We start from the raw sequence: 14,259 nt of genomic DNA, 5'->3' as shown, positions 1-14,259 counted from the left end.
CTCGCTCCTCAGCGGAGTCGGCGCAGATAGGGGTCCTGCGGCCGGCGCGGCAGCAGTCGTACCCGTGCGTCGAGCACGGTGACGCCGTCCGGTGTGGCCAGGACGGGGTTGAAGTCGGCCTCGGCGAGCTGCGGCAGGTCCGCCGCCATCCGGGACAGCCGCCGGAGCAGCTGCTCCAGGGCTTCGAGGTCGACGGGCCGGTTGCCGCGGGTGCCGAAGAGCAGGGGTGCGCAGCGCGGGGACGTGATCAGGTCGTGCACGTCGTGGTCGGTGAGGGGGGCCAGCCGGGCCGCGTGGTCGGCCAGCACCTCGGTGGCCGTGCCGCCGAGCCCGAACAGCACGAGCGGGCCGAACACCTCGTCCTGGACGACACCGGCGAACAGCTCGGTGCCGCGCCGGGCGAGGGACTGGACGACCACGCCGGTCATCAGATGGCCGAAGCGGGTCTCCAGGTCCCGGAAGGCGGCGCGGACCTGCGGCTCGCCGCGCAGGTCGAGGTGGACCGCCCGCTCCTCGCTCTTGTGGACCAGGCCCGGCCAGTGGGCCTTCATGACCACCCGGCCGTCGGCGCCGCTGAGCCGTTCGGCGGCGCGCACGGCATCGTCCTCGGTCTCGGCCCAGGCCCAGGGGATCTGCGGGATGCGGTAGCAGGCGAGCAGGTCGGCGCAGGTGCGCGGGTCGAGCCAGCCGCCGTCCGGGTGCGCGGCGAGGTAGGCGTCCGCGATGGTGTGGGCGCGCTCGGAGTCGACGTCGTCGAGGGCCGGTACCGTGCCGGCCGGGCGGGCCAGCCAGGCCGCGCGGTCGGCGGCGTGGGCCAACGCCCGTGCGGCGGCCTGTGGTTCGGCGTAGGACGGGACGGTGCCGCCCTCGTCGGCGGCGGGCAGCAGCTTCACCGGGAGGTCCTGCTCCAGACACACGGCGAGGACCGGCTTGGGCCTGCGGCCGGGCGCCCCGGTGAGGGCGCGGATCAGGTGGTCGCCGGTGGCGGTGGCGAGGGCTGTCGGGACCAGGGCCACCAGGACGGCGTCGACGCCCGGGTACTCCACGAGCGCGTCGACGCAGTCCGTGAGCTGTTCCTCGGTCACGGCGGCGGTGGCATCGACCGGGTTGCCGACGGCGGCCCCGTCGGGCAGCACGGCGAGCAGCTCGTCGGCCATCGCCGGGGGGAACGGCGACAGGGCGAGCCCCGCCTCGGCGCAGGCGTCGGCGGCAAGGACTCCGGCGCCGCCCGCGTTGGTGACGATGGCGACGCGGTTGCCTTCCGGCAGTGTCTGGGAGTAGAGCAGCGCGGCCGTTTCGAGGAGTTCACCGACCGAGCTGGTGGCGGTGACGCCCGCCTGGGTGAACAGGGCCCTGCGGGTCATGGTGGGGGTGGCGGCGGCCGCGGTGTGCGAGGCGGCGGCCCGGCGGCCGGCCGTGGACCGGCCGGCGTCCACGGTCAGCACCGGCATCCGGCGGGCCACCCGGCGGGCGGTACGGGAGAACGCGCGGGGGTTGCCGAAGGACTCCAGGTGCAGCAGGGCGAGGTCGGTGCGGCCGTCGGTCTCCCACCACTGGAGCATGTCGTTGCCGCTGACGTCGTACTTGTCGCCGAGCGAGACGAAGGAGGACACGCCGATGCCGAGCCGGGAGAGTCCGTCGAGCAGGGCGATGCCGATGCCTCCGGACTGGACGGCGACGCCGGCGCTGCCGGGGCGCGGGTGGCCGTCGGCGAAGGTGGCGTCGAGGCGCAGGCCGGGGTCGGTCTGGGAGATGCCGAGGCAGTTGGGGCCGACCAGGCGCATGCCGTGGGTGCGGCATGCCGTACGCAGTGCTTGTGCGTGGTCGGGGCCGAGGCCCGCGGTGACGACGAGCAGGGCGCGGACGCCGGCCTTGCCGCACTCCTCCGCGGTGGCCGGGACCGCCGCCGCGGGGACCGCCACGACCACCAGGTCCGGGGTCCTGGGCAGGGCGCTGACGGACGGGTAGCAGGGCACCCCGAGGACCGAGGTCACGCTGGGGTTCACGGCGAAGAGGCGACGGGTGTAGCCACCGGTCCGGATGTGGTGGAGGATCGCCCGGCCGACCGAGCCCGGTGTGCGTCCGGCGCCTACGACGGCTACCGCCTTCGGGCACAGCAGCGGCCGCAGGCTCGCCACGTCCGCGGCGCGGCCCCGGGACTCGACGGCCGAGAGGTAGGCGTCGTCCTCGTCGAGGTGGATGGTGCAGCGCGTCTCCGGGCCCTCGAAGCGGCGGGAGGTCGGCAGGCCGAGGTCGGTGAAGAGCCGGAGCACCTCGCGGTTCTCGCTCAGCGCGTCGGCCGTGAAGACGGTGATGCCGTCGGCGCGGGCCGCCGAGACCAGGTGCTCGACGAGGAGGGTCCCGACCCCCCGGTGATGGAGTCCGTCGGCCACGGCGATGGAGATCTCCGCGGAGTTCTTCTCGTCTCCCGTCTCGTACTCGGCGAGGCCGAGCACCCGGCCCTGAGCCTCGGCCAGCAGTGCCCGGTAGCCGGGATGGGCCGGGGCGCACGCCCGGTCGGCGGCCATCGCGGCCGAGCGCCGGCTCACCGAGAAGAACCTCAGGCGGAGGTTCTCCGCGGACATCTCGTCGTAGAACCCCTTCAGCCGCTCGTGGTCACCGGGGATCACGGGCCGGATGCACACAGTGGTCCCGTCCGCGAGCAGCGCGTGGGCGGGGGGTCGTTCGAGCAGGGAGTCGGTCATCGCGGTTCTCCTCCAAACCGGTTGGCACTACGAGCATCCGGCGCGGCGGGCTCGGGCCCCATGGGCTGTCCGGGGTCTACCGGGGGCCGGTCGGCCCAAGGTTCGGCGCTGGTCGTCCCGGGGTCCCGGGCACACGGAAGGGGCCGGTGATCGGCGGCACCGGCCCCTTCCGCAGTACGTGGTCAGTCGTCGGCCACCAGGGCCGTGAGGTCCAGGAGCCGGTTGGTGTAGCCCCACTCGTTGTCGTACCAGCCGAAGACCTTGGCCAGCGTGCCGTTGGCCTGGGTCAGGGCCGGGTCGAAGACGCAGGACGAGGGGTCGCCGATGACGTCACGGGAGACGATGGGGGCCTTCGACACCCGCAGGATGCCGTTGAGCGCTCCCTCGGCCGCCGCCTCGAAAGCGGCGTTGATGTCGTCCGGGCCCGCCTCGCGGCCGAGCACCACGGCGAGGTCGGTGAGCGAGCCGTCCTCCACGGGGACGCGGACCGCGATCCCGTCCAGCGCCCCGGCCAGTTCCGGCACCACCAGGCCCACCGCGCGGGCGGCGCCGGTGCTGGTGGGGATGATGCTCAGGGCGGCCGAGCGGGCCCGGCGCAGGTCCTTGTGCGGGCCGTCGAGCAGGGACTGGTCGTTGGTGTAGCCGTGGATGGTGGTCATGACCCCGCGTTCGATGCCGAAGGCCTCGTCGAGGACCTTCACCATCGGGGCGACGCAGTTGGTGGTGCAGGAGGCGGCGGAGACGATGCGGTGCTGGTGGCGGTCGTAGGTCCGGTCGTTGACGCCCATGACGATGGTGGCGTCGGCGCCCTTGCCGGGTGCGGACAGCAGCACCGTGTGGGCGCCGGCCTTCAGGTGCAGGGCGGCGGAGTCCCGGTCACGGAAGCGGCCGGTGGACTCGACGACGATCCCGGCACCGTGGTCCAGCCAGTGCAGGGCCGCCGGGTCGCGCTCGGCGGTGACGGCGATGCGCCGCCCGTCGACGGTGATCGAGCTGTCGTCGTGGGTGACGTCCCGCCCGATGTGCCCGAACGTCGAGTCGTACTCCAGGAGATGGGCGAGCGTGGCGGGTGAGGTGATGTCGTTGATCGCGACGACCTCGACGTCCTGGGTGCCCGCCTCGGCGCGGTCGAGTGCCGCGCGCAGATAGGTGCGGCCGATCCGGCCGAATCCGTTGATGCCGACGCGTACGGTCATGGTGACGAACTCCTTTCGGTAGCAGGTGGATTGAGGCGATTCAGGCGTTCCAGGTGCGGTCGGCGGCCTCGGGCAGATCGGTGCCGTGCTGGGTGCGCACGAGGTTCAGGCCCGGCGGCGGTCGTCGGGCGGTGGAGGCGGCACGATCAGGCGGGTGACCGCAGGCGGGCCTCCGGCCGGCAGGTCACCGCAGTCACGTCGGTTCTGGTACGACGGCGACCGGGCACGCCGCGTGGTGCAGGACTCCGTGGGCCACCCGGCCGAGTTGGAGACCGAGGTGCCCGGTGTTGCGCCGGGCGCCGACGACCAGCAGGTCGGCGGTGTGGGAGGCGGCCAGCAGCACCTGGCGGGCGGGGCCCTCGACGGTCTGCCGGTGCACGCGCACCTGCTGCGGTACGTCGCGCAGCGCCTCCTCAAGAGTGTCCGAGGCCTCCTGCTCGTGCAGCCGGGCAGGTTCTCCCGACGGCTGGGGGTACCCCCGGACGAAGTCTGGGGGAGGGTGGTCGGTGGTCTCACGCGCCGGGGCCCGCCAGGCCCGCAGGGCGTCCACCTCGGCGCCCCGCAACCCGGCCTCCCGGACAGCGAAGCGCACGGCCTCCCTGCCCCCGACGCCGAGCACGATCCTGCCGCCGGCTCCGGTGCGGACCAGGTTGTCGTGGCTGCCACGCAGCACGATCACCGGGCAGTGGGCGTGCGCGGCGACGGCCAGCCCGACCGAGCCGAGCAGCATCTCGACGAAGCCGCTGCGTCCCCGGGAGCCCAGCACCAGTACGGCGGCCTCGCGGCTCTCGTGGACCAGCGCGTACTCCGGCTCCTCCGGCACGACGTCGGTGGTGACCTTGAGACCGGGCTGCCGGCGGTGGGCGCGCTCGGCGGCGACGGCGACGACGTCCTCGGCCATCAGCTGGTCGGACGGCTTGGTGACGAGGTCCTCGGCGAGCGACTCGCCCTCGTACCGCTCCCACAGCGAGGCGTACACCAGCCGGAGCGGCGCGCCGCGCAGGACGGCCTCGTCGGCCGCCCAGTCGACGGCCCGCAGGCTGGAGTCGGAGCCGTCGACACCGACCACGACGGGGAGGTCCACCGTGCTCACCGCCCCGCGCCCATGTCGAACACGATCCGGGCCTTGACCTGGCCGCGCAGCACGTCCTCGATCGACTCGTTGACGGTGGCCAGCGGACGGGTCTCGTAGACGACCCTGGTCCGGCCGGCCGCGTGCAGCTGGAACACCTCGGCGAGGTCCTGCCGGGTGCCGACGATGGAGCCGATGACGCTGGTGCCGTTGAGGACGGTGTCGAAGATCGGGACCCGGACGGTGCCGTGCGCGGGCAGGGCGACCATCACCAGCTTGCCGCCGCGCCGCAGCCCGGAGTTGACGGCCTCGAAGGCGGCGTCGTTCACGGCGAGGGCGATGGCGGCGTGCGCGCCGCCGTGCCGCTTGAGCACCTCGCCGACGTCGTCCTTGCGGGCGTCGATGACGAGGTCGGCGCCGAGTTCGGCGGCGAGTTCGAGCTTGTCGTCGGTGACGTCGACGGCGGCCACCCGAGCGCCGGCGATCTTCGCGTACTGCAGGGCGAGATGGCCGAGTCCGCCGACCCCGGAGATCGCGACGAGCTGGGTGGGCCGCACGCCGGCGACCTTGAGCGCCTTGTACGTGGTGACGCCGGCGCAGGTCAGGGGGGCGGCGTCGAAGGGGGTGACGCCCTGCGGAACCGGCTGGGCGAAGTCGGCCCAGGCCAGCATCTTCTCGGCGTACCCGCCGTCGCAGCCGTAGCCGGTGTTGACCTGCTGCTCGCACAGGGTCTCCCAGCCGGACAGGCAGTGCTCGCACCGCCCGCACGCCTTGCCGAGCCAGGGCACCGCGACCCGCTGACCGACGCTCAGGTGGGTGACGCCTGCGCCGAGTTCCTCGACGATGCCGACGCCCTCGTGTCCGGGGACGAACGGGGGGTTCGGCTTGACGGGCCAGTCGCCGTGCGCGGCATGGATGTCGGTGTGGCACAGCCCGGAGGCCTCCACGCGGACGCGGACCTGTCCGGGGCCGGGTTCGGGGTCGGGGCGCTCCTCGACGACCAGGGGCTCGCCGAAGGCTCGTACGACCGCTGCCTTCATGGTGGTTCTCTCCTCCGAGGTGGGTCAGCCGTGGGCTACGACGGCGACGGGGGCGGTGGCGTGGTGCAGGACGGCGTGGGTGACATGGCCGATGTGGGTGCCGAGGGCACCGCGGCGGATCCGCCGGCCGACGACGACCAGCGAGGCCTCCCCCGACGCCTCGACGAGCTGCTCGGCGGCGCTGCCGAAGCGGGACACCTCGACGGTCTCCACGTCCGGGTACTTCTGCCGCCAGGGGCTCAGCACCTCGGTGAGCGCCTGGGACTGTTCCAGGGCCAGCGCCTCGTGCAGCGGCGGGTCCACGGGCATCCCGTACGCGTAGTACGGGGGCGGGAACCAGGCGTGCACGACCCGTAGCGAGGTGGCACGACGCAGGGCGGCGTCGAAGGCGAACTCGATCAGCGTCTCGTCCGGGTGGTCGGTGTCGAGGCCGAGGACGACCGGCCGGAAGGGCGTGGCGGTCGACGGTATGCCCGCCTGGTCCGTCCGGTGCTCGTCGGCGGCCTGCTCCCCCGCCCGCACCAGCACTACGGGGCTCTCGGCGTGGGCTACGACGCTCAGGCCGACGGACCCGACCAGGAAGCCGCCGACACCGCCGAGGGCCCTGGAGCCGAGGACGAGCAGCGCGGCGCCCTTCGAGGCCTCGACGAGGACCTCACCGGCACTGCCGGACACCTGCTCGCCGACCACCTCCACACCCGGGTGCCGCAGCCGCAGCTCCTCCGCGGCCTCCCGCAGAACACGGCCGGTCCGGTGCTGGTGGGTCTCAGGGCCGAGCAACGGGGCCTGTGCCATGGGGTCGGGGACCGGCTCCCAGACGTGGACGATCTTCAACGGCAGGCCGCGCAGCTCCGCTTCGCGGGCCGCCCTCCCCCACTGCCCAATGGGCGTGGGAGGTGCCCCCATCGCCGCCGCCCGGCTCTCGGCCGAGCCGTCGAGACCTGCGGTGACCGTGCGGGTCATGATGTGCACCTCCTGGCGCGAGGGATCCCGCCGGGTTCCCTCGGCGGATCCGGTTCCAGAGTCGTGTTCGGTGGCTTACCGGGGCAGGGGCCACAAGTCCCGTACAGGGGCCGTTGGGCCCCCTGCACGGTTCCGGGCGGCGGGACCGATGGCGGTTCCGCCGCCCGTCGCACGTTCAGCGCAGCCACCCGTTGGTGCGGACGAACGGCAACCGGGCCCACAGCCGCCCCAGGCCGAGGGCGTCGCCGGCGGCCGTCAGGGCCAGGACGATCAGGACCACGGCGTAGATGAGGTGGTAGTCGGCGAACGGGTTGGTGGACATGCTCACGGAGCCGTCCGAGAGGTGCTTGGCGGGCGGCCACTCGGCCATCCACATCAGCGCCATCATCGCGGTGCCGGCGACGGCCGCGAACCGCAGCGCGACGCCCGCGGTGAGGGCCAGGCCGATGCCGAGCAGACCGAGCATGAACAGCCAGTCGGCCCAGGTGTCCCCGGCCCAGGAGTGGAAGGTGGACTCCAGCGGGCCTGCGGCGACACCGCTGAGGAAGCCCTTGGTCGGCGAACCGCCGTCGATCCAGCCCTTGCCGGAGGGGGTGGCGTAGCCGAAGCCGAAGGTCTTGTCGAGGAACGCCCACAGGAAGACGAACCCGGTGAGCAGCCGCAGGGAGGCGAGGGCGTACGCCCGTGCGGTACGCGTGCCGGTCGTCGCCGCCACCGCGGACTCGGAGCCGGAAGCGGTCCGGGGCCGGCGGAAGGACGGCAGGTGGAAGCCGGAGCTGCGGTGGGGGTGCTCGTGCACGGCCATGGTGGTGATCCCTTCGGTACGTCGGGGGCGGTTCGTTCCTTGCCTGACGTCCTTCACTCTCGTGGTCCGCGAACGCCTGCGCCGGATGCCGAAGGTCCGCACCCGTTGGGCTGAACGGCCCTGTCCTCAAGGCCTGTTGGACATGTCCACGGCCGTTGTCCCTGAGTCCGGCCCGGTCCGGCGGATCCCAGGCTCACCAGGTGACGGCCCGTCAGTACGCCTTGACTCCCCGACGCCGAAACTGCCCGCGCACCCGCTCGACCAGTTCCGCTGACGGACCGGGCGTGTCCCGCAATGCGAAGGGAATGCCGAGTGCCGTGTACTTCGACGCACCCAGTTTGTGGAAGGGAAGGATCTCGACCCGCTGGACCGCGGGGAGCTCGGAGACGAAGCGGGCCAGGGCGTCGACGTGCTCCGGGGCGTCCGTCCAGCCGGGGACCAGGACGTAGCGGATCCACATCGGGACGCCGAGGCGGTCGAGGCGGGTCGCGAAGTTCAGGGTGGGGGTGAGTTCGCCACCGGTCAGGGCGCGGTAGGTGGGGACGTCGAAGGACTTGATGTCGAGCAGGACCAGGTCGGTGTCGGCGAGGAGTTCGTCGGTGGCGCGGGCGCCGAGGAAACCGGAGGTGTCCAGGGCGGTGTGCAGGCCGGCCTCCTTGCAGCGGCGCAGCACCGCGCCCGCGAAGGCCGACTGGAGGAGCGGTTCGCCGCCGGTGAGGGTGACCCCGCCGCCGGCCGTGGTGACGAAGGCACGGTACTTCTCGATCCCGGCCATCACCTGGTCCACCGTCGTCCCCTGCCCGTCGCGCATGTGCCAGGTGTCCGGGTTGGCGCAGTACAGGCAGCGCAGCGGGCAGCCGCTGAAGAAGAGGACGAACCGGGTCCCGGGACCGTCCACGCCGGTGGACAGGTCCCAGGAGTGGATCCAGCCGCGCACCACGGCGCTCACAGGGATCCGTGGAAGGTGCGGCTGATCACGTCGAGCTGCTGCTCGCGGGTCAGCCGGACGAAGTTGACCGCGTATCCGGAGACCCGGATCGTCAGGTCCGGGTAGTTCTCCGGGTGTTCCATCGCGTCTTCCAGAGTGGCCCGGTCCAGGACGTTGACGTTCATGTGGAAGCCACCGGCCGCCGTGTAGGCGTCGAGGATGCCCACCAGATTGCCCGCGCGTTCGGCCGGGTTGTGGCCCAGACCCTCGGGCGTGATGGTCGTGGTCAGGGATATGCCGTCGCGGGCCTGTTCGTAGGGCAGTTTGGCCACCGAGAGGGCGGAGGCGGCGACGCCGTGGCGGTCGCGGCCGTTCATCGGGTTGGCGCCGGGGGCGAAGGGCCGGCCTGCCTGACGGCCGTCGGGCGTGTTGCCGGTGTGCTTGCCGTAGACGACGTTCGAGGTGATGGTGAGGACCGACTGGGTGTGTTCGGCGTTGCGGTAGGTGGGGTACTGGCGCACCTTCGCCATGAAGGACTCCACCAGGCCGACCGCGATGTCGTCGGCGCGGTCGTCGTTGTTGCCGTACGCCGGGAAGTCGCCCTCGGTACGGAAGTCGACGGCGAGTCCGGTGGCGTCCCGGAACACCTTCACCCGGGCGTACCTGACGGCGGACAGGCTGTCGGCGGCGACCGAGAGGCCGGCGATTCCGCAGGCCATGAAGCGATGCACGGGGTAGTCGTGCAGGGCCATCTCGATGCGTTCGTAGGCGTACTTGTCGTGCATGTAGTGGATGACGTTGAGGGCGTTGACGTACGTCCGGGCCAGCCAGTCCAGGACGTGGTCGTAGGCCGCGGAGAGTTCCTCGTAGTCGAGGTACTCGCCGGTCAGCGGGGGTGCGGCGGGGGCGACCTGTTCGCCGGTCATCTCGTCTCGGCCGCCGTTGATCGCGTACAGCAGTGCCTTGGCGAGGTTGACCCGGGCGCCGAAGAACTGCATCTGCCGGCCGACCTGCATCGCCGACACGCAGCAGGCGATCGCGGTGTCGTCGCCGGTGCGCGGGCGCATCAGCTCGTCGGACTCGTACTGGACGGCGCTGGTGTCGATCGACACCCGGGCGCAGAACTCCTTGAAGCCGCCCGGCAGTCGGGGCGACCAGAGGACGGTCAGGTTGGGTTCGGGCGCGGGGCCGAGGTTGTAGAGGGTCTGGAGGAACCGGAAGGAGGTGCGGGTGACCAGGGTGCGGCCGTCGGTGCCCATGCCGCCGATGGACTCGGTCACCCAGGTCGGGTCGCCGGAGAACAGGGCGTCGTACTCGGGGGTGCGCAGGAACCGAACGATCCGCAGCTTGATCACGAAGTCGTCGATGAGCTCCTGGGCGCGGGTCTCGTCGAGGACGCCGTCCGCGAGGTCGCGCTGGAGGTAGACGTCGAGGAAGGTGGAGGTGCGGCCGAGCGACATCGCGGCGCCGTTCTGCTCCTTCACGGCGGCCAGGTAGCCGAGGTAGAGCCACTGCACGGCCTCGTGGGCGTTCGTGGCCGGGCGGGATACGTCACAGCCGTAGGTCGCCGCCATCTGCGCCAGCTCGCCCAACGCCCGTATCTGCTCGGCGAGTTCCTCCCGGTCACGGATGACCTCGGTGCCGGAGGCGCAGGCGTCGAGCTTGGCCCGCTCGGCCTTCTTGGCCTCGATCAGCCGGTCCGTGCCGTAGAGCGCCACGCGCCGGTAGTCGCCGATGATCCGGCCGCGGCCGTAGGCGTCGGGCAGTCCGGTGACGACGCCGGCCTTGCGGGCGGCGCGCATCTCGGGGGTGTAGGCGTCGAAGACGCCGTCGTTGTGGGTCTTGCGGTAGGTGCCGAAGACCCGGGTCACGAACGGGTCGGGCTCGTAGCCGTACGCGCGCAGCCCGTTCTCCACCATCCGCAGGCCGCCGTTGGGCATGATCGCGCGCTTGAGCGGGGCATCGGTCTGGAGGCCGACGATCAGTTCGCGGTCGCGGTCGATGTAGCCCGGCGCGTGCGAGGTGATCGTGGACGGGGTGGCGGTGTCGACGTCGAGGATGCCCCGGCGCCGCTCCTCCGGGAACAGCGAGCTGACCTTCGTCCAGACGGCGCGGGTGCGGTCGGTGGGTCCGCTCAGGAACTCCGGGCCGCCCTCGTACGGTGTGTAGTTGGCCTGGATGAAGTCGCGTACATCGGTCTGCTCGCGCCAGCGGGTGCCGGCGAAGCCCCGCCAGGCGTCCGTGGTGCGGTTGCCGACTGTCGTGGTGAGCGTCATCGTCGGTTCTCTCCCCTTCTCTCACCTGGGATGCTTGTCGTTCGCCGCGCGCGGCGGGAGTGCCGTCCGGTCCCCGACGGCGGGGCCGGACGGCCCTGCCCGGGCCGTCACCCGCCGTCGAGGTCCGGGCGGACCAACGTGCCCGAGCGGCCGTGGACGATCTCGTACGCGGCGTCCAGGGCCCCGATGGCGGCCAGTCCCCCGGTCCGCTCCACGAAGCGGGCGGCCGCCTCCGCCTTGGGCCCCATGGAGCCCTCGGCGAACCCGGCGCCGCGCAGCTGCGCCGGGGTGGCGTCCAGCACGGGGTGCTGGTCCGGGGTGCCGTAACCCTCGTACACGCAGGGCACGTCGGTGAGGACGAGCAGGAAGTCGGCCTTCAGCTCCTCGGCGAGCAGGGCGGCCGTGAGGTCCTTGTCGACGACCGCCTCGACGCCGGCGAGGGCCCCGGTGTCCGGGTCGGCGGTGACGGGGATGCCTCCGCCGCCGGCGCAGATCACCAGCGTGCCGCCGCCGAGGAGTTCGTGGAGCGTCTCGATCTCGACGATGCCCTGTGGGGACGGGGAGGGCACGACGCGGCGCCAGCCCGTGCCGTCCAGCCCCATGCGCCAGCCGCGGTGCCGCGCGAGGGCCTTGGCGACGTCCTGGCCGTAGACCTGGCCGACGAACTTGGTGGGGTGCTCGAAGGCCGGGTCGTCGGCCCGGACCAGGGTGTGGGTGACCAGGGTGGCGACGCGGCGGCCGGGCAGGGCGTTGTGCAGGGCACGGGCCAGCAGGGCGCCGATCATGCCCTGGGTCTCGGCGCCCAGCGTGTCGAGCGGGTAGGGGACGGTCAGGGCCGGGTCGGCCGCGCTCTCCATGGCGAGCAGGCCGATCTGCGGGCCGTTGCCGTGGGTGACGACCAGTTCGTGGTCGTGGGCGAGGGCGGCGAGGGCGGTGACGACCCGGTCGACGTTCTCCTCCTGGACGGCCGCGTCGGGGCGGTCGCCCCGGCGCAGCAGGGCGTTGCCGCCGAGGGCGACGACGATACGCATGGCTCAGTCCTCCAGGGTGGCGACGAGCACGGCCTTGATGGTGTGCAGCCGGTTCTCCGCCTGGTCGAAGACGATCGACGCCGGGGACGAGAAGACCTCGTCGGTGACCTCCAGGCCGTCCAGGCCGTGGGCGGCGTAGAGGTCCCGACCCAGGTGGGTGCTGCGGTCGTGCAGGGCGGGCAGGCAGTGCATGAACTTCACGTCCGGGTTGCCGGTGGCGGCCAGCGTCTTGTCGTCGACCCGGTAGGGCATGAGCAGTTCGATGCGCTCCCGCCAGGTGTCGGCGGGCTCGCCCATCGACACCCAGACGTCGGTGTGCAGGAAGTCGGCACCGCGTACGGCGGTCTCGGCGTCCTCGGTGAGGGTGACGCGGGCGCCGCTGCGGTCGGCGAGCGCCCGGCACCGGGCTACCAGTTCGCCGTCCGGCCACAGCCGGCGCGGGGCGGCGACGCGGACGTCCATGCCGAGCAGGGCGCCCATGGACAGCAGCGAGTTGCCCATGTTGTTGCGGGCGTCGCCGAGATAGCAGTAGGCGATGTCCTGAAGCGGCTTGGCGCTGTGCTCGTGCATGGTCAGGACGTCGCACAGGCTCTGGGTGGGGTGGGCGGTGTCGGTGAGGCCGTTGTAGACGGGGACGCCGGAGCGGTCGGCGAGTTCGGTGACGATCGACTGGGCGCTGCCCCGGTACTCGATGGCGTCGAACATCCGGCCCAGCACGCGGGCGGTGTCGGCGATGGACTCCTTGCCGCCGATGTGGGTGTCGCCCGGGCCGAGGTAGGTGGTGCGGGCGCCCTGGTCGGCGGCGGCGACCTCGAAGGCGCACCGGGTGCGGGTGGAGGTCTTCTCGAAGATCAGCGCGAGGTGCCGGCCGGTGAGCCGCGGCCGCTCGGTGCGGGTCCGCTTCTCGGCCTTGAGGTGGGCGGCGAGGGTGAGGAGGTGGTGGATCTCGGCGGCGGTGAAGTCGAGTTCGCTCAGGTAGGAGCGGCCTCGCAGGTCGACGGTCACGGTGTCTGGTTCTCCTCGCTCGGTCAGTTGGCCGGGTCGCGTTGGACCGGGCAGCTCATGCAGCGCGGTCCGCCGCGCCCGCGGCCGAGTTCGGCACCGGCGATGGTGACGATCTCGATGCCCTGCTTGCGCAGGTAGGTGTTGGTGGTGACGTTGCGCTCGTAGCCGACGATCACGCCGGGCGCGACGGCGAGGAAGTTGCTGCCGTCGTCCCACTGCTCGCGCTCGGCGCCGCGGATGTCCTGCGGGGCGGAGAGCATGCGGACCTTGTCGACGCCGAGGGCCTCGGCGAGCGCGGTCGCCAGGTCTGAGTCGGGGGTCACCTCGAAGCCGGTGTCGCGTTCGGCGTTCGGCGTGAGCGTCCAGGAGCGCAGGGAGTCGGCGAGCCCGGGGTAGATCGCGAAGGCGTCGCGGTCGACCATGGTCAGGACCGTGTCCAGGTGCATGTAGGCGCGAGCGGACGGCAGTTGGACGGCGATCAGCCGGGTGGCCGTGCCGTCGGCGAAGAGCCGGGCCGCGAGGTTCTCCACGGCCTGTGCGGTGGTGCGCTCCCCCATGCCGACCATGACGGCCCCGTTGCCGAGGACGTGGACGTCGCCGCCCTCCAGGGTGCCCGCCACGCCGTCGAGCAGCGGGGCGCCGGCGAACAGCGGGTGGAAGCGGTAGACGGCCTCGGCGTGCAGGCTCTCGCGGCGGCGGGCCGGCTTCGCCATCGGGTTGACCGACAACCGGTCGTAGATCCAGCAGGAGTTGTCGCGCGGGAAGAGGTGGTTGGGCAGCGGCGGGAGCGCGAAGTCGTCGGCGTCCAGGGCGCTCCAGACCAGGCTGTGCGGGGTGGTCAGCGACAGGTCGCTCTTGAGGATGCCGCCGATGAGGTAGCCGGCCAGGGTCTCCCCGTCGAGTTCGGCGCACAGGGCGCGGACGGGGTCGACGAGGGCAGGGCCGACGGTGGCCGGAGTGACGACCCGGTCCAGCAGCCAGTCCCGGGCGCCCTCGGCGTCGAGCGCCTGGGCGAGCAGGTCGCCGAAGTAGTGGACGCGGGCGCCGTGGTCGCGCAGGACCTGGGCGAAGGCGTCGTGCTCCTCGCGGGCGCGCTTGGCCCACAGGATGTCGTCGAAGAGGAGGGCGTCGACGTTGCGCGGGGTGAGGCGGGAGAGTTCGAGGCCGGGGCGGTGCAGGATCACCTGGCGCAGGGGACCGACCTCGGAATCGACGTGGAAGGTGTTCATGGCGGCCTT

The 14,259-nt window shown here is 72.5% G+C and carries 11 protein-coding genes; all 11 read right to left on the bottom strand.

The genetic code is table 11. From position 1 onward, the window contains the following. Positions 1-8: 8 nt before the first annotated feature. The 11 genes from ACZ4UV_RS39685 to ACZ4UV_RS39635 all read right to left on the bottom strand — a co-directional run bounded on the left by ACZ4UV_RS39685 (position 9) and on the right by ACZ4UV_RS39635 (position 14,250). Positions 9-2,705, bottom strand: coding sequence for a bifunctional acetate--CoA ligase family protein/GNAT family N-acetyltransferase (locus ACZ4UV_RS39685; RefSeq protein ID WP_467844723.1), 2,697 nt, complete (start codon positions 2,703-2,705; stop codon positions 9-11). 182 nt (positions 2,706-2,887) lie between these two features. After that, positions 2,888-3,901, bottom strand: coding sequence for a type I glyceraldehyde-3-phosphate dehydrogenase (gene gap / locus ACZ4UV_RS39680; protein WP_390041649.1), 1,014 nt, complete (start codon positions 3,899-3,901; stop codon positions 2,888-2,890). A gap of 193 nt (positions 3,902-4,094) precedes the next feature. Beyond that, positions 4,095-4,985: a universal stress protein gene (locus ACZ4UV_RS39675; protein ID WP_451017031.1), complete on the bottom strand. Its 891-nt coding sequence runs from the start codon at positions 4,983-4,985 to the stop codon at positions 4,095-4,097. A gap of 5 nt (positions 4,986-4,990) precedes the next feature. Next, a complete protein-coding gene (gene adhP / locus ACZ4UV_RS39670; RefSeq protein ID WP_451017030.1) occupies positions 4,991-6,013 on the bottom strand; it encodes an alcohol dehydrogenase AdhP in 1,023 nt (340 codons plus the stop codon). Between the two features lie 24 nt (positions 6,014-6,037). Further along, positions 6,038-6,976, bottom strand: coding sequence for a universal stress protein (locus ACZ4UV_RS39665; protein WP_451017029.1), 939 nt, complete (start codon positions 6,974-6,976; stop codon positions 6,038-6,040). Positions 6,977-7,151: 175 nt separating this feature from the next. Further along, positions 7,152-7,781, bottom strand: a complete 630-nt coding sequence (locus tag ACZ4UV_RS39660) for a hypothetical protein (protein ID WP_451017028.1) — start codon at positions 7,779-7,781, stop codon at positions 7,152-7,154. A gap of 211 nt (positions 7,782-7,992) precedes the next feature. Beyond that, complete coding sequence (gene pflA / locus ACZ4UV_RS39655) at positions 7,993-8,730, bottom strand: pyruvate formate-lyase-activating protein (protein ID WP_467844717.1); 738 nt, start codon at positions 8,728-8,730, stop codon at positions 7,993-7,995. Beyond that, a complete protein-coding gene (gene pflB, locus ACZ4UV_RS39650) occupies positions 8,727-10,985 on the bottom strand; it encodes a formate C-acetyltransferase (protein ID WP_451019512.1) in 2,259 nt (752 codons plus the stop codon). Before pflB ends, pflA begins: the two co-directional genes overlap by 4 nt. Before the next feature lie 107 nt (positions 10,986-11,092). Further along, positions 11,093-12,016, bottom strand: a complete 924-nt coding sequence (locus ACZ4UV_RS39645; protein ID WP_451019513.1) for a carbamate kinase — start codon at positions 12,014-12,016, stop codon at positions 11,093-11,095. Between the two features lie 3 nt (positions 12,017-12,019). Then, positions 12,020-13,021, bottom strand: a complete 1,002-nt coding sequence (gene argF, locus ACZ4UV_RS39640) for an ornithine carbamoyltransferase (protein ID WP_467844713.1) — start codon at positions 13,019-13,021, stop codon at positions 12,020-12,022. Between the two features lie 23 nt (positions 13,022-13,044). After that, a complete protein-coding gene (locus tag ACZ4UV_RS39635; RefSeq protein ID WP_451019515.1) occupies positions 13,045-14,250 on the bottom strand; it encodes an arginine deiminase in 1,206 nt (401 codons plus the stop codon). Positions 14,251-14,259: the final 9 nt, after the last annotated feature.

The sequence above is a fragment of the Streptomyces sp. NPDC028289 genome, assembly GCF_055565975.1.
This window is presented reverse-complemented; position numbering and strand designations above follow the sequence as displayed.